The organism is Thalassotalea mangrovi, assembly GCF_005116735.1.
In the GTDB taxonomy this organism is placed as follows: Bacteria; Pseudomonadota; Gammaproteobacteria; order Enterobacterales; family Alteromonadaceae; genus Thalassotalea_A; species Thalassotalea_A mangrovi.
Window position 1 is genome coordinate 24,801 of sequence record NZ_SWDB01000022.1, and the last position, 15,458, is coordinate 40,258.

14 protein-coding genes are annotated in these 15,458 nt (G+C 47.0%); 11 read left to right on the plus strand and 3 right to left on the minus strand.

Annotated features, from left to right (window positions below; all coding sequences use genetic code 11):
* The first annotated feature begins 27 nt into the window (after positions 1–27).
* From E8M12_RS09565 to E8M12_RS09590, 6 genes are all read left to right on the plus strand, one after another.
* Complete coding sequence (locus tag E8M12_RS09565; RefSeq protein ID WP_136735932.1) at positions 28–1,062, plus strand: response regulator; 1,035 nt, start codon at positions 28–30, stop codon at positions 1,060–1,062.
* Between the two features lie 179 nt (positions 1,063–1,241).
* Positions 1,242–3,164, plus strand: a complete 1,923-nt coding sequence (gene dnaK / locus E8M12_RS09570; RefSeq protein ID WP_136735933.1) for a molecular chaperone DnaK — start codon at positions 1,242–1,244, stop codon at positions 3,162–3,164.
* Between the two features lie 108 nt (positions 3,165–3,272).
* Positions 3,273–4,409 (plus strand): molecular chaperone DnaJ, encoded by a 1,137-nt coding sequence (dnaJ, locus tag E8M12_RS09575; RefSeq protein WP_136735934.1) that lies wholly within the window; start codon positions 3,273–3,275, stop codon positions 4,407–4,409.
* A gap of 132 nt (positions 4,410–4,541) precedes the next feature.
* Entirely contained in the window at positions 4,542–5,003 is a 462-nt protein-coding gene (locus E8M12_RS09580; RefSeq protein WP_136735935.1) for an RNA methyltransferase, read from the plus strand.
* A 118-nt stretch (positions 5,004–5,121) separates the two neighbouring features.
* Complete coding sequence (locus tag E8M12_RS09585) at positions 5,122–5,859, plus strand: tetratricopeptide repeat protein (RefSeq protein WP_169303101.1); 738 nt, start codon at positions 5,122–5,124, stop codon at positions 5,857–5,859.
* Positions 5,860–5,997: 138 nt separating this feature from the next.
* Positions 5,998–6,555, plus strand: a complete 558-nt coding sequence (locus E8M12_RS09590) for a SixA phosphatase family protein (protein ID WP_136735937.1) — start codon at positions 5,998–6,000, stop codon at positions 6,553–6,555.
* A 67-nt stretch (positions 6,556–6,622) separates the two neighbouring features.
* Here the strand turns inward: E8M12_RS09590 and E8M12_RS09595 are convergent, their stop codons facing one another.
* Positions 6,623–7,090 (minus strand): Lrp/AsnC family transcriptional regulator, encoded by a 468-nt coding sequence (locus E8M12_RS09595; protein ID WP_136735938.1) that lies wholly within the window; start codon positions 7,088–7,090, stop codon positions 6,623–6,625.
* A gap of 165 nt (positions 7,091–7,255) precedes the next feature.
* On the opposite strand from E8M12_RS09595, the gene E8M12_RS09600 reads away from it, so the two are divergent.
* The 4 genes from E8M12_RS09600 to E8M12_RS09615 all read left to right on the plus strand — a co-directional run bounded on the left by E8M12_RS09600 (position 7,256) and on the right by E8M12_RS09615 (position 10,205).
* Positions 7,256–7,882, plus strand: a complete 627-nt coding sequence (locus E8M12_RS09600) for an elongation factor P hydroxylase (protein WP_136735939.1) — start codon at positions 7,256–7,258, stop codon at positions 7,880–7,882.
* Positions 7,875–9,020 carry an ATP-NAD kinase family protein gene (locus E8M12_RS09605; protein WP_246034094.1) on the plus strand — a complete coding sequence of 382 codons (1,146 nt, stop codon included), beginning with the start codon at positions 7,875–7,877 and terminating at the stop codon, positions 9,018–9,020. Before E8M12_RS09600 ends, E8M12_RS09605 begins: the two co-directional genes overlap by 8 nt.
* Before the next feature lie 38 nt (positions 9,021–9,058).
* Entirely contained in the window at positions 9,059–9,331 is a 273-nt protein-coding gene (locus tag E8M12_RS09610; RefSeq protein WP_136735941.1) for a YfcL family protein, read from the plus strand.
* A gap of 310 nt (positions 9,332–9,641) precedes the next feature.
* On the plus strand, positions 9,642–10,205 hold the full coding sequence (locus E8M12_RS09615) for a lipid-binding SYLF domain-containing protein (protein WP_136735942.1): 564 nt from the start codon (positions 9,642–9,644) through the stop codon (positions 10,203–10,205).
* Positions 10,206–10,290: 85 nt separating this feature from the next.
* Here E8M12_RS09615 and mnmC read toward each other — a convergent pair whose 3' ends face one another.
* A complete protein-coding gene (mnmC, locus tag E8M12_RS09620; protein ID WP_169303102.1) occupies positions 10,291–12,363 on the minus strand; it encodes a bifunctional tRNA (5-methylaminomethyl-2-thiouridine)(34)-methyltransferase MnmC2/FAD-dependent 5-carboxymethylaminomethyl-2-thiouridine(34) oxidoreductase MnmC1 in 2,073 nt (690 codons plus the stop codon).
* A 238-nt stretch (positions 12,364–12,601) separates the two neighbouring features.
* Between mnmC and fabB the strand changes: the two genes are divergently transcribed.
* Entirely contained in the window at positions 12,602–13,813 is a 1,212-nt protein-coding gene (fabB, locus tag E8M12_RS09625; RefSeq protein ID WP_136735944.1) for a beta-ketoacyl-ACP synthase I, read from the plus strand.
* Between the two features lie 55 nt (positions 13,814–13,868).
* Here fabB and E8M12_RS09630 read toward each other — a convergent pair whose 3' ends face one another.
* Positions 13,869–15,269: an MBL fold metallo-hydrolase RNA specificity domain-containing protein gene (locus E8M12_RS09630; RefSeq protein ID WP_136735945.1), complete on the minus strand. Its 1,401-nt coding sequence runs from the start codon at positions 15,267–15,269 to the stop codon at positions 13,869–13,871.
* Positions 15,270–15,458 lie beyond the last annotated feature (189 nt).

Below are 15,458 nucleotides of genomic sequence, written 5' to 3' on the forward strand. Positions count from 1 at the left end.
ATTAATTCAATGAGTTAAATCTATTAGATGCGTATGGAGCCGACGGCGACAATATTAATTGTTGATGATAACCCTGAAAACATTGACGTGCTCAATGGGATTCTAAAGCAGCATTATCGTGTGAAAGCGGCGCTGTCTGGTGCCTTAGCGCTGAAAATCGTCGCGTCTGCAGAAAAGCCAGATTTAATTCTGCTTGATGTGATGATGCCAGATATGGACGGCCATGAAGTTTGTCGGTTACTAAAAGCCAATCCTTTGACTGTCGACATTCCGGTCATTTTTATTACCGCCAAAACCTCAATTGAAGATGAGCAGATGGGACTAGGGCTGGGAGCGGTGGACTACATTAGTAAGCCGGTCAGTGTGCCTATTGTCCTGGCCAGGGTAAAAACCCACCTTGCTCTTTATAACCAGCAACGGGAACTGGAACTAAAGGTCAGGGAGCGTACGCAGGAGATTGAGCTTACCCGACGGGAAATTATTAACCGCCTCGGTCGGGCGGCAGAGTACAAAGATAACGAAACCGGCATGCATGTTATTCGCATGAGCCGTTACTCAAAAATTCTGGCAGAAAAAATTAAGGCTCCGGACAACTGGGTAGAGCTGCTTTATAACGCCGCGCCAATGCATGATGTTGGCAAAATCGGTATTCCAGATCGCATCCTGTTGAAAAACGGCAAGCTTGACCAGGATGAGTGGCAGGAAATGCAAAGGCATGTGCAATACGGAGCCGATATTATTGGTGATCACCCGTCAGAGCTTTTGCAAATGGCCCGGGAAATTACCTTATATCATCATGAAAAATATGATGGTAGTGGTTATCCCCATGGCACCATCGGGGATGCGATTCCGCTAAGCGCCAGGATTGTTGCTATTGCCGATGTGTTCGACGCCTTGACTTCGGAAAGGCCTTATAAATCGGCATGGTCGCTGGAAAAGACTTTTGAGTATTTACAGAACGAGGCCGGTAAACATTTTGACCCGGAGTTGGTTCCTAAATTTATCGCCTGTGAAGCTCAGATCGTCGAAATTATGGAGAAATTTTCCGACGCCAATGGCTAACCAACCCTAAGAATTGGGTTAATTAATGACAATTTGGTCAGTCATGAATATTTTTTTTCCGGTTTATTCGCTTTTTTTCATTTTTTTTCTATTTCCGCATTGAAAAAGCATTCTCCTCCCCCCACTAAGAGAAGTATCAAAATCATTATCATATTTTATGTTTTTCGGAGATCCTCAAGATGGGCAAAATTATAGGTATTGACCTAGGGACTACTAACTCATGTGTTGCTGTTCTGGATGGCGATAAAGTTCGTGTAATCGAGAACGCAGAGGGTGATCGTACTACCCCTTCTATCATTGCATACACCGCAGAAGGCGAGACGTTAGTGGGCCAGCCAGCCAAACGTCAGGCCGTTACTAACCCTGAAAATACGTTATTTGCGATTAAGCGTCTTATCGGTCGTCGTTATGAAGATAAAGAAGTTCAACGCGACATCGATATCATGCCTTTCGGTATCGTAAAAGCAGACAACGGCGATGCCTGGGTTGAAGCCAAAGGCGAAAAAATGGCACCACCACAGGTTTCTGCTGAAGTTCTGAAGAAAATGAAGAAAACCGCAGAAGACTTCCTTGGTGAGAAAGTTACTGAAGCGGTAATTACTGTACCAGCATACTTTAATGACTCACAACGTCAGGCAACAAAAGATGCGGGTCGCATTGCTGGTCTGGACGTCAAGCGTATTATCAACGAACCAACAGCCGCTGCTCTTGCATACGGCATGGATAAGCAAAAAGGTGACCGTGTCGTAGCGGTTTACGACCTTGGTGGTGGTACGTTCGATATCTCTATTATTGAAATCGATGAAGTTGAAGGTGAGCACACCTTTGAAGTACTGGCAACCAATGGTGACACCCACTTAGGTGGTGAAGACTTTGACAACCGTCTGATCAACTACCTAGTTGAAGAGTTCAAGAAAGAACAAGGTATGGATCTGACCAAAGACCCACTGGCGATGCAGCGTTTGAAAGAAGCCGCAGAAAAAGCTAAGTGTGAATTGTCATCAGCACAGCAAACGGACGTAAACCTTCCGTACATTACCGCAGATGCTTCAGGTCCTAAGCACATGAACATCAAGGTAACCCGTGCTAAGTTGGAATCTTTAGTGGAAGATATGGTGAAAGCGACTTTAGAACCACTGAAAATGGCTCTTCAGGATGCGGACTTATCCACTTCAGATATCACTGACGTACTATTGGTGGGCGGTCAGACTCGTATGCCATTAGTACAAAAAACGGTAACAGACTTCTTCGGCAAAGAGCCGCGTAAGGATGTTAACCCAGATGAAGCTGTAGCTTCTGGTGCTGCCGTTCAGGCTGGTGTCCTTGCGGGTGACGTTACTGATGTATTGTTACTTGACGTAACGCCTCTGTCTCTGGGTATTGAGACCATGGGTGGCGTTATGACTAAGGTTATTGAAAAGAACACTACGATTCCGACCAAACAGTCGCAGGTGTTTTCAACGGCGGAAGATAATCAGTCAGCGGTAACGGTTCACGTGGTTCAGGGTGAGCGTAAGCAAGCGTCCCTGAACAAATCACTTGGTCAGTTCAACCTGGAAGGTATCGACCCGGCGCCGCGTGGTATGCCGCAAATCGAAGTAACTTTCGATATCGATGCCGATGGTATCTTGCACGTAACTGCGAAAGACAAGAACACAGGTAAAGAACAGAAGATCACTATCAAAGCTTCTTCTGGTCTGTCCGATGACGAAGTCGAGCAAATGGTGCGTGACGCAGAAGCGAATGCGGATGCGGATGCCAAGTTCGAAGAACTGGTAACAGCTCGTAACCAGGCCGATGGCCTTGTCCACGCTACACGTAAGCAGGTTGAAGAAGCTGGCGATGACTTACCAGCGGAAGACAAAGAGAAAATCGAAGCGGCTGTTGCCGAGCTTGAAGGTGTGATTAAAGGCGAAGATAAAGAAGCCATTGATGCGAAATCTCAGGCGGTTATCGAAGCTTCAGCTAAGTTGATGGAAATCGCCCAGGCGAAAGCTCAGGCCCAGGCCGGTGAAGCGCCGCAAGGTGATGCTGAGCAAGCCAAACCAGCCGATGACGTTGTCGATGCTGAGTTTGAAGAAGTTAAAGACGATAAAAAGTAATTAACTTTGCAGGCACCTGAATCGATTTCAGGTGCCAACATTTAGCCAATAAATAAAGCGCTTCACTACAGGCGCTTTATTTCATTCAATCATGCAGTAAACAAGACTATGGCAAAAACTGATTATTACGAAGTGCTGGGTGTCGCCAAGGATGCATCTGAGCGCGATATTAAAAAAGCCTATAAGCGGCTGGCGATGAAATTCCATCCGGATCGAACCAAGGGCGATAAGGAAAAGGAAGAGCAATTCAAGCAGGTTAAAGAAGCCTATGAAGTGCTGAACGACAGCCAAAAACGGGCAGCTTATGATCAATACGGTCATGCGGCGTTTGAGCAAGGTCAGGGCCCTGGTGGTTTTGGCGGCGGTGCTGATTTTGGTGATATATTTGGCGATGTGTTCGGTGATATCTTTGGCGGTGGTCGCGGCCGTGGTGGTCAGTCCCGCGCGCGTCGAGGTGCCGACTTGCGCTACAACCTGGACATGAGTCTGGAGGAAGCGGTTAAAGGCAAAACGGTTGAGTTGAAAGTTCCGACCTATGTGAGTTGTGAACCTTGTAACGGCAGTGGTGCTAAACCAGGCTCGTCAGCATCAACCTGTTCAACCTGTCACGGTCATGGTCAGGTGCAAATGCGTCAGGGCCTGTTTGCCGTGCAGCAAACCTGTCCAACCTGTTCTGGTAGCGGCAAAGTGATTAAAGATCCATGTAACTCCTGTCATGGTGAAGGTCGGGTCAGAAAGACCAAGACTCTGTCCGCGAAGATTCCTGCAGGTGTTGATACCGGTGATCGTATTCGTCTTAATGGCGAAGGCGAAGCTGGTGAACATGGCGCTCCGGCGGGTGATTTATATGTACAGGTAAACGTGCGCGATCATGATATTTTTGTTCGTGACGAGAACCATCTATATTGTGAGGTACCGATTGGTTTCACAACCGCAGCGCTCGGCGGTGAAATCGAAGTGCCGACCCTGGAAGGCAAGGTTAAACTGAAAATTCCTCAGGAAACGCAGACTGGCAAGATGTTCCGTTTGCGCGGTAAAGGGGTGAAATCGGTACGCAGCTCTGTTACGGGCGACTTAATGTGTAAAGTTGTGGTGGAAACGCCAGTTAACTTAACCGCAGAACAGCGCGAGCTACTGGAAAAGCTCGAAGAGAGCATGGGCACAGGAAAAGATGCTGCCCGCTACCGTCCCAAGGAGCAAGGCTTCTTTGATGGTGTGAAGAATTTCTTCGACAGTTTAAAGTAATGTAAAGCAGGCTTCGGCCTGCTTTACTTTTTCAGAGCCTGATTCGCGGTTGGCTTAACTGGATTGGTAACTTACACAAGTGCAGGATATCCATTTCAGTGACGTGGCAATATTTGTGTCAGATGAGAGTGTATGGCCCGGTTAAAACAAACTTACCCACAAGATGGCTTTTTTGGTATCGGTATTGTTAACCAGAAAGATCCAGAGAATATCGGGACTTTATGGCGCAGTGCTTATATTTTGGGGGCTTCCTTTATTTTCACGTTGGGTCACAAATACAAGAAACAAACCTCTGACGTGGTTAATGCCTGGCAAAAAATCCCTCTGTTTCATTACCAGGATATTGATGATTTGATCGAGCACCTTCCCTACGACACGCAATTAGTCGGAGTTGAGTTAGAGCAGTCAGCCATCGATATTGCAGATTTTAAACACCCTCACCGTTGTGTTTATTTACTCGGCAATGAACAATCCGGCCTTACCCGTGACGTCATGAAAAAGTGCCATCGCCTATTGAAGTTACCAGGTAACTATAGCCTGAATGTATCAGTTGCCGGGTCGATTGTGCTTTATGATCGTATCAATAAAACGTGAGTTTTGCCCACCGCCGAATTTCTGAGTATGATTGGGTTATTAATTGCAGGTCACCGATACAGCCGGTGGCCTGAGTATCGAACTTAGCGATTATGGTGATTGCTTAGGGAGTATGACTATGGCTGTGAAATTAAAAAAAATCGCTGCACTGACTGCCGGTGGCATGCTGGCATTATCTCTGATTTCACCTGCATATGCAGGATATGAAGAAGCGGTTGATTATATGAATCGAGGCGAGTTTGAATTAGCCATCGAAGAATTGAAGCCTTTGGTGATGTTAGGTTTTCCACCGGCTTTGTACCAGCAGGGCGTGCTTTATGAAAATGGCTTCGGTGTCAATCGCGATTTAGAACGGGCATTTAAATTATACGAGAGAGCTGCCGGGCGTAGTGTTCCAGAAGCGCAATTTGCATTGGCGCAGATGTATGCCGATGGCAAAGGTGTCGACAAGGATGCAAGGAAGGCATTTATTTACACCAAACGGGCAGCAGAAAAAGATTTGCCTGCAGCTCAGTTTAATCTCGGCGTGATGTTTCAACATGGCAGTGGTACTACCCAGAGCTATCACAATGCCGCCATGTGGTACGAGCAGGCGGCTAAGCGTAACTATGCGCTGGCTCAGTTTAACCTGGCGTTACTGTATTTTGATGGCCTGGGGGTAACTAAGGATTTGGAAATGTCCTATGTCTGGAATCGTGTCGCAGCATTCAATGGTTATAAACCGGCTGAGAAAAGCATGGAGCTTGATTCGCAGAAACTGTCCCGGGATCAGATTAAACGTGCGCGGGAACGGGCAGATCAACTCTATCTGGAAATCTCGCCTAAAAAAGAAGAATTGTTTAATCCGTATCAATAAACTCGTAGCTGTAAGCTGTAAGCTGTAAGCTGTAAGACGAAAGCTGTAAGCTTTAAGTTGCTCTTACTTACCGCTTGAAGCTTGCAGCTTAGAGCTCTATGAACTAGACCTTAAGTCTAATGTCTGGTTCAGTTGCCCATGAAAACCTTACACCTGTTACGTCACGCCAAATCCAGCTGGGATGACCCGCATCTCGATGATCAACAACGGCCGTTGAATCAGCGGGGCATTGATGATTGTCAGTTAATGGCTCCGGCACTAATGGGCGTAGGCTGTTGTTTCGAGCACGCATATTGTTCGACAGCCATCCGCGCGAAACGAACCCTGCAATTAATCAGTGAACATCACTTTGAACCGGGAATGGAGCGGTTGATTAGCGCCAGTCAGTTAGCCTCAGTCAGTATTGATTCATCGTTATATACATTCGATTGGGGCGAAGCGCTCGATTATTGTCAGGCGCTACCAGAAACGATCGACCAGGCGCTGTTAGTCGGGCATAACCCGGCATTTACTGAGCTCCATGATTATTTATCCACGGAGCATATCGAACATTTACCGACCTGCGCTTATGTGCGACTGGAATGTGCCGTCAATGACTGGCAGGAGCTAACTCGAAATTGTGCTCGAACCCGTTACTTCATTACCCCGAAAATGCTTAAACAAGGACTGGAAATAAGCCCTTACCCGTTGTCATGAGCCTTTGAACCTGAAATGGGGTCAGGCTTTGGCGCAGATAATGCGGTTAATTTGTCAAACTGAAAGGCTAAGGATTGAAGTTTGGCATTACCGGACTACGACTATGCTCGAATACCAGCGAGGTCTCGACGTTAGTGACTTCTTCTCTGGAGGTGATCGCCTCAAACACAAAACGGCGTAAATGTTCGGTATCCTTGACCGACATATGGATATAAAAATCAAACGCGCCGCCCATGTGAAACATACTGATGATTTCCGGAAGCCTGAGCAGTTCATCACGCAGTTCGTTGACGATTTGCTCGGAATAAGGTTGCAACTGAATAGCCGCAATAGCCTGTATGTTACCACCCAACGTTTGATAGTTAACGTCAATGACTGAATGGCGGATAACATTGGCGGACTTCATTCGTTTCACCCGCTCCAGGCAGGTTGACGGAGCAATACCAATTTTTTTGGCTAATTCTTTATTGGTAATATCTGCATCCCTGTACAGTAAGGTGAGGATTTGTTGATCCACCTCATCGAGTTTTTTCATCGGGTTTCCATCTCGTTAGAGTTAGCGAAAAGCTAAATATAACTGATAACAGGTTGGCCTTTAAAGGGTTTAATTTTACCAAATCGTTACTCGAGATTGAGATAGTTCGGTGCTGCCGTTAAAATAGCCGCAACTTTTCCATACCCCGATAACGCAAAACTTCCGATGAAACACGATATAGACGATTTGATCGCGATCTTTAATCACCAGTTTTCCGAGTCTGAAAACACCCTGTTAGTTCGTGGTGAAGATGAGCCTGTCTATTTGCCGGCCAACAACCAGTATCCTTATCATCGCATTAAGTTTGCGCATGGCTTTTATGCCAGCGCCCTGCACGAGATCGCTCATTGGTGTATTGCTGGCAAGGAGCGCCGATTATTGGAAGATTTTGGCTACTGGTATGCACCCGATGGCCGTAATGCACAACAACAGGCTGAATTTGAACAAGTCGAAATCAAGCCCCAGGCGATTGAGTGGGCATTTTGCGTGGCTGCGGGATTTAAATTCAATGTGTCCGCAGACAACCTTAGCGGCATCGACGTTGATCGTGCTGCCTTTAAAGCAAAGGTTTATCATCAGGTAGGGGAATATTTACGCTGCGGTTTTCCAAAACGGGCACAACAATTTATTACCGCGTTACAGCAATTCTATGACCGGGATAATAAATTACAGATTAATCAATTTGTGTTGAAGGATTGCACAGCACAAGCTGAAGGCAACCGGGATCAAAATCCGGACAGGCCGGTAGCCGATGCACCAACGTCACCACTGGAGACCGCATGTTATGTTTAAATTAGGTTTTTTAGTCAATCCTATTGCGGGCATTGGTGGCAGCGTGGCCTTTAAAGGCAGTGATGGCGAGGATATTGCCAACCAGGCAAAGGCATTAGGGGCGGAGCCTAAATCAAACTTACGAGCCCGGCTGGCGCTGGAAGTCCTGACGCCGTACAAAGACAAGATCACTATTTTCACCGGCAAAGCGGACATGGGTGAAGATACCGCTCGGGCGCTGGGGTTTAACGTACAGGTCATACATTACTATGAAGGTGACGTATCGACAGCATCTGACACCGAGGCTCTGGTAAGTGCATTACAGCATCAACAGGTGGACTTATTATTGTTTGCTGGTGGTGATGGTACCGCCCGCAATGTCTGCGCAAAAGTACAGGGTTTTTTTCCTGTGCTTGGTATTCCGGCCGGGGTGAAAATACATTCCGGGGTTTATGCGCTGACGCCAACCGCTGCCGGTCGGGTGGTTGAAGAAATGCTGAATAACCAACTGGTTAGTTTTTTAGATGCTGATGTCATGGACATCGATGAAACGGCCTTTCGCCAGGGCGTTGTTAAAGCCAGGCGTTATGGAGAGATGAGAGTACCCAGTCATTTGCAATATATACAGGCGGTTAAATCGGGCGGGAAGGAAACCGATGAACTGGTATTGATGGACATCGCCGCCCACGTCATTGAACAAATGGATGAAGAACTGTTTGTGATGGGCTCAGGCTCTACCGTAGCAGCAGTGATGCAGGAAATGGCGCTGGACAATACCCTGTTAGGTGTTGATTTGGTGCAGGAGCAGGAACTGCTTGCCCAGGATGTTACCGAGCAAATTCTGTATCAGGCAATCGCTAACGCCAAGGGGCAGGATCAGCAAGTGAAATTGGTTATTACCGTGATTGGCGGCCAGGGGCATATATTAGGCCGCGGCAATCAACAGCTCAGCCCGCGAGTGATTCGTGCCATTGGTAAAGACAACATATTGATTGTTGCGACCAAGCGAAAGTTGCAGGCTCTGGAACAGCGGCCGCTGATAGTGGATAGTGGCGATCCATCGCTTGACGCCGAACTTAGTGGCTATTTACCGGTGATTACCGGTTTTCATGATCAGGTGTTATATCCGGTAGCCAGCCCTGGCCTGCTTGATGCCTGACGCTTTATTTTTACAATCTACATAACAGAAAACATGAGATGATGAACAATATTAACAACTTAGAGCAGCTGTGTGATTACTTCGATGGCTTAATTGAGCACGATGATGCTGATTTGTTGTTTGCCAGCAGTTACGTAAGAGGCTTTATCCTGATTGCTGCCAATGACGCCAGTGATGAGGAACAACCGTTAACCGCTGAACTTGCCGATCGGGTCAGTGCAGAATTGCATGCGGCACGAAGTGAACTAACCCCACAAGATAAGGTTATCGTTGATAACTTCTGGCAGCAAATCCAACCTTGCTTTTGTTAACGTTTTCAAGGCAATATAATACCAACTACATTAAATTATTGCTCACTCAGTGAGAATTTAAAGGCTTTTAGACAAGGCTTTGATTGCAGAGAATGGTTACTCCATTGTCAAAATCAGTAACGCAGGATAAACGCCTTTAAAACTCACCCATAGGGAGTTTATCAGAGGCCCATTTACTTCCCTATATTTCATTAATATAGAATGACTATATCAATGAAATCTTTGTTGTAACTGAACCTCTGCCCTAACTCTGAGTTGTGCACAAACTTAATGTGATTGGTATAACCAAAAACATTAGCGAGGGAAGGTTATGAAGACGATGAATCGATTGCTTTGGCTGGCTGCTGCTTTAATGCTTAGCGCCTGTGCATCAATGGGCGAGGGGACTAAACAGGAAAAACAACAAAAAATCCTGAGCATGAAAAATGACGTGCTAACCCAATTATTTAAAGAAAAGCCATACAGTCGTAAAGTCGTAGAGGGTAGCAAAGGCTACGGCGTATTCAGTAATGCGAATCTTAATTTATTTATCGTCTCTGCCGGCACCGGTTACGGTGTGGTAAAGGATTTGAACAGCCAGCGTCATACCTATATGAATATGGCCGAAGGTGGCGTGGGTTTCGGCATGGGGGCTAAGGACTATCGCATTGTAATGGTCTTCCATACCCAGCAAGCCATGGAGCATTTCGTTAACAATGGCTGGACCTTCGGCGGCAATGCCGATGCAACTGCCGTTGCCGCCGATAAAGGAGCATCGGTTGAAGGGGAAGCTTATTTTGGTGATGTCACCGTTTATACGTTTACTGAAACCGGGCTGGCATTGCAGGCTACCGTTAAAGGTACCCGATTCTGGGTCGATTCTGAGTTAAATTAGGGGCTGCTGGCCTCCCGCTCAATACACGCCTGGTAAGTGAGTGTATTTACTCGTTTTGCCAACTCGGTCTGGGGACAGGTTGTCCCTAGCCAGCTTTGCTGCGAATCAGATCCCGGATAATAAACCGATTCGGCGCCAGCTGAAATAGCTGTTCGGCGCTAACCGGATAGGTTTCGTTAACCAGTTCACAGGCCAGTATTTCCGCAAGCAACGGAGCACTACATAAGCCTCTTGCGCCCATGCCTGTCATCACATACAGCCCCTCAACCACAGGTGGGGATTGCTCAAATCGCCAGTTTTTATCTTTACCCAGGTGCTGGTAAGCCTTTTTATGGCCTGCAATGTCCGGCATCGCACCCACCATAGGTAGATGATCCGGTGTGCAACAGCGCAGCCTGGCTTTGGCATCTTTAATATCTTCGAGTTGCCAGTTGCCAATATTACCCAGCAAGCGGGTCAGGGTCTCAAAGTTATAGCGGTTATCGGCGTTTCTGGTGGAGGTATCACTATCTTTTTTATCAAAGGTGGCGCCAATGCAATGCAATTCATTGACCGTTGGTGTCAGGTAACCTTTGTGACAGATAACCGTTTTTAATGGTTTGCTGGCTGTGGTTGCCTGTAGTTGACTGACTTGCCCCCTCACTATCGATAACGGTAATTCATCGGCAATGGCTAAATTTACCGTATCAGCGCCAGTACATAATACCAGTGTCTGGATCTGTTTCTGTCCTTTGTTGGTTGTCAGCAGGAATCGGCCAGTCGCCATTTTTTCGATAGATTCTACCTTGGTGTTATATTTAACTTTGCATTGTCCGAGTTGACCAGCGGCGGTAAAGATGGCTTTTACTAACTCCGGGGGCGATACCCAGCCAGCTTCCGGTATCCACAGGCCCGGCTGATTAATGTCCATGCCAGATAATCGATTAACCTGTGCAGCATCAATGACCGAAACCAGTTCTTCAGGCCACACCGGCTTTTTTTCAAAAATTTGTAGTCGTTCCTTTAACGCGTCTTTGTAGGCGACTTCGATCAGGCCGTCAAAGCCATGGGTGTAATTAAAACCTTGTGAAATCAGTTGCTGGTAAAAGTTTTTGGCAACATTAAAACCGGCCTGATAAAACTCACTGATTTCATCTTTTTGCTGATGCAATAATGGATAAATGGCACCAATCGCATTGGCTGAAGCGCCCTGGGCCAGCTCTTTGTCCTGACAAAATACATTGACTTTAATACCTCGCTTTACCAGGGAGTAAGCGGCACAGGCGCTGGCAAGTCCACCACCTATGATGGTGACATGTTGCGGCTTGTTCGGTGAAGTTCGACGCTTGTATCCGTTGATGTTGTCGGCTTTGGGAAAGCCAGTGTAGGAGGCGACCAGCGTCTGGGACTTGTATTGCTGGTGTTTTTTCCGGGTTACGGCAAACCCTTGCTTTTCCAGGCCCCGGCGCACAATACCGGCGACGGTAAAAGTCGCTAACGTGGTGCCCGGTTTTGATAACCGGGCTAATTGCATAAACAATCCCTGGTGCCACATCTCAGGGTTCTTTTTAGGCGCAAATCCATCTAAAAACCAGGCATCGACGTGGGCAAATGACTTTGGCTCCAGGCTAGCAAATGCCGCCGTAGCATCCTGCAAGTGAATTTGCAGATCAACCTTGTTATCCAGCATGCGGATATTTAATACCTGTTTACTCTCACTCAGCTGGTATTGTGAAAGAAACTCCTGGCGGTAGACATCGAACTCAGGAAATAATTGCAGTGCCTGGTTCAGGTCATCTGCGGTCATCGGATATTTTTCAGTGCTAATAAAGCGCAACGTCCAGTCTGGGTTGTGACTGGCAATAAAACTCTCAAAGCGTTTGAGGGTGAGAAAAAAGTTTAAGCCGGTGCCAAAACCGGTTTCGGCAATCACAAATGGACTGGATTTATCGGCACTGTATTCAAGCCATTGGCGATCCAAATCATTGCCTTCAATGAACACCTGTACACTTTGTGAGCAACCATCCTGATAATCAAAGTAAATATCGTCGAATTGACTTGAATAGGGCAGGCCATTGTTGTCAAATTCGATTTGTGCAGTTTTAAGCGACTGCTTATCAATGTCCGGTTTTTTTAATACCGATGCATTTTTGCTAGTCGGGAGGTTATTTTTGCTCAAGGATTTCACTCTCAGATTCAGGAAAATTGTGCTTTTCAGGTAACGGATTAAAGGGTCACAGAATCACTATTGTGGTTGGCAAATTTTACCTTGTCACAGACCTGCTATCCAGAGAAAAGCAAACAGTTCACTTGACACCGCTTTAATTGAGCGTACAGTCGTACACTGGATAGACCAGATGCTCTGATATTCATAGTATCATAGCCGACAATTAACAGATCAAAATGGTTGAACAAGAATGAAACGAGTAGTGATTACAGGTATGGGCATTGTGTCCAGTATCGGCAATAACGCAGAAGAAGTTTTAGACTCACTGAAAAACGGCAAGAGTGGTATCAGTCGCTCGGAAAGTTTTGCAGAAATGGGATTGCGCTCTCAGGTTTGGGGTAAGCCAAATATTGATGTTGCTGATCATATCGATCGTAAAGTGATGCGCTTTATGGGTGATGCTGCAGGTTATGCATATATCGCCATGGAAGAAGCCATTAAAGATGCGAAGTTAAGCGATGATCAGGTTTCTAATTACCGCACTGGCCTGGTTGCCGGCTCCGGCGGTGCTTCATCGGCGAATGTTATTAAATCTACCGACACCCTTCGTGAAAAAGGCGTTAAGCGTGTAGGTCCTTATGCCGTTCCTAAAACTATGTCCAGCACCTGTTCGGCGTGTCTGGCAACACCATTTAAAATTCTTGGTGTGAACTATTCAATCAGTTCTGCCTGTGCAACGTCGGCGCATTGTATTGGTCATGCGGCAGAGCTTATCCAGTTAGGCAAACAGGACATTGTTTTTGCTGGTGGTGGTGAAGAAGTTGATTGGTCCCTGGCGATGATGTTTGATGGCATGGGTGCCCTTTCAACCAAATATAATGACACGCCAGAAAAAGCGTCTCGTACCTATGATGCAAACCGCGATGGCTTCGTGATCTCTGGCGGCGGCGGTATGGTTGTTGTTGAAGAGTTAGAACATGCTTTGGCGCGCGGTGCTCACATTTATGCTGAAATCGTTGGTTACGGTGCAACCTCTGACGGTTACGACATGGTAGCTCCGAGTGGTGAAGGCGCGGTTCGTTGCATGCAACAGGCAATGCACGGAGTTGAAGGTAAAGTGGATTACCTGAACACTCACGGTACATCGACGCCGGTTGGTGATGTGAAAGAGCTTGGTGCGATCCAGGAAGTGTTCGGTAACGACTCGCCAATGATTAGCGCTACCAAAGCAATGACAGGCCACGCGCTTGGTGCGGCCGGCGTACACGAAGCTATCTACACCATGCTAATGATGGAGCATGGCTTCGTTGCACCTTCGGTAAACATTGAAACTTTAGATGAGCAGGCTGAAGGCTTGAATATTATCGCCGAGGCAAAACCGGCTGAAATCAACATGGCAATGTCTAACAGCTTTGGTTTCGGTGGAACTAACTCAACGCTGGTACTGAAAAAGTATCAGTAATAGGTTGTGCTGCACTGAGTTAAAAAGCCAGACGACGTCTGGCTTTTTTTGATCTTCAAAATGCCAGCATTTGTCCCGGGAAAGGGATCTCACTACAAATATCCAATTGTTGCCAGATTTGTTCACTGAGCACATCTAACGCATCGGCTTCACCATGTACCAGCAACACCCGAGGTTTGGGTTTAAAGTTAGCTAACCAATTCACTAACTCTTGCTGTCCGGCATGAGCTGAGAACCCTCCCAGGGTTTCGACACTGGCATTGACCTGCAAATCTTCACCAAATAAGCGAATACTTTTTACCCCATCTACCAAGGCCCGTCCGGGTGTACCTTGTGCCTGGTAGCCGACAAAAATAATGGTATTGCGTTTGTCCCATATTCGGTGACGAATGTGATGGGTGATGCGCCCGCCAGTGCACATGCCGCTGCCGGCAATAATGAGCGCACGGTTGCGAATATTATTGATCGCCATCGAATGCTCAGGCTCAATGGTCAGGTGCAGTGAGGAAATAAAGTTTTTTAACAGGGTGGCATCACCATCGGACAATGACTCCATGCCCTCGCAGTCCAGCGTTGTGAGCCATTGGTCATAAATACGGGTAACTTCAATTGCCATTGGGCTGTCAAGAAAGATAGTCCAGTCATCGAGTTCGCCGCTATGCTGCAATTTGCCAAGATAGAGCAGCAGTTCCTGGGTTCGGCCTACCGCAAATGCCGGCAGTAACGCATTACCTTTACGCTGGTATGCTTCGTTCAGGATACTTTTGAACTGAGACAGGGTGTCGGTTAAATCGCGATGATCGCGATCGCCATATGTGCCTTCCATCATTACCACATCCGCGTGTTCGAGCACTTGCGGATCATTCATCAGTAAGGTGTCATGTTTTCCTAAATCACCACTGTACACCAATGTTTTACTGGCGCCGCGCTCAGTAAAGGTTGCTTTGGTGATGGCCGAACCGAGTATGTGCCCGGCATCAAACAAGGTGACGTTAATGTGCTTGTTGATGGTAAAAGGCTCTTTAAATGCTTTCGGTTTGCATAGCGTCAATACCGTCTGAATATCTTCATAACTGTATCGCTCGCTGATTAATGGCTTGCCTTGACGCTGATGCTTGCGATTGAGGCGTTTCAGGTCACTTTGATAGAGACTAAAGGCGTCATGGAGCATAACCGGTAATAGTTGCGCTGTCGCATGGGTGCAGTAAATGGGGCCGTTAAACCCTTCGTGCACTAAAGCCGGAAGGCGGCCACTATGATCGAGATGAGCGTGAGATAAAACGACCGCATCAATCGCCGCCGGATTGAATTTAAACGGGTCCGCTTCCAGGTGTCGCCTGACCCGGCCTCCCTGATGCAATCCACAATCGAATAATATCGATAGGTTATCTGTATGCAGGAGGTGACAGGATCCTGTTACCTCCTGGGCGGCGCCATAGCAGGTGATGGTGGCCAAGGAGCTCTCCAAATCATTATCGAGGTGGGAATCATTCTTCAACTATAGCGTATCTGAATTTTATAACTCAAAGGAAGGCAGCAGGATCGCTGCCACGGATCACAACTTCGTATAGTAACTTCGGCGGCTTTGGTTGGCTATCCGGGCATTGCAGGGTAAAATAATTGTTAATACGTTATGAGCCCTAAT

Bases quoted from the DNA above. Each gene is read 5' to 3' on its own strand.
- E8M12_RS09565 (WP_136735932.1), top strand. From the start codon at position 28: ATGCGTATGGAGCCGACGGCGACAATATTAATTGTTGATGATAACCCT.
- dnaK (WP_136735933.1), top strand. From the start codon at position 1,242: ATGGGCAAAATTATAGGTATTGACCTAGGGACTACTAACTCATGTGTT.
- dnaJ (WP_136735934.1), top strand. From the start codon at position 3,273: ATGGCAAAAACTGATTATTACGAAGTGCTGGGTGTCGCCAAGGATGCA.
- E8M12_RS09580 (WP_136735935.1), top strand. From the start codon at position 4,542: ATGGCCCGGTTAAAACAAACTTACCCACAAGATGGCTTTTTTGGTATC.
- E8M12_RS09585 (WP_169303101.1), top strand. From the start codon at position 5,122: ATGGCTGTGAAATTAAAAAAAATCGCTGCACTGACTGCCGGTGGCATG.
- E8M12_RS09590 (WP_136735937.1), top strand. From the start codon at position 5,998: ATGAAAACCTTACACCTGTTACGTCACGCCAAATCCAGCTGGGATGAC.
- E8M12_RS09595 (WP_136735938.1), bottom strand. From the start codon at position 7,090: ATGAAAAAACTCGATGAGGTGGATCAACAAATCCTCACCTTACTGTAC.
- E8M12_RS09600 (WP_136735939.1), top strand. From the start codon at position 7,256: ATGAAACACGATATAGACGATTTGATCGCGATCTTTAATCACCAGTTT.
- E8M12_RS09605 (WP_246034094.1), top strand. From the start codon at position 7,875: ATGTTTAAATTAGGTTTTTTAGTCAATCCTATTGCGGGCATTGGTGGC.
- E8M12_RS09610 (WP_136735941.1), top strand. From the start codon at position 9,059: ATGATGAACAATATTAACAACTTAGAGCAGCTGTGTGATTACTTCGAT.
- E8M12_RS09615 (WP_136735942.1), top strand. From the start codon at position 9,642: ATGAAGACGATGAATCGATTGCTTTGGCTGGCTGCTGCTTTAATGCTT.
- fabB (WP_136735944.1), top strand. From the start codon at position 12,602: ATGAAACGAGTAGTGATTACAGGTATGGGCATTGTGTCCAGTATCGGC.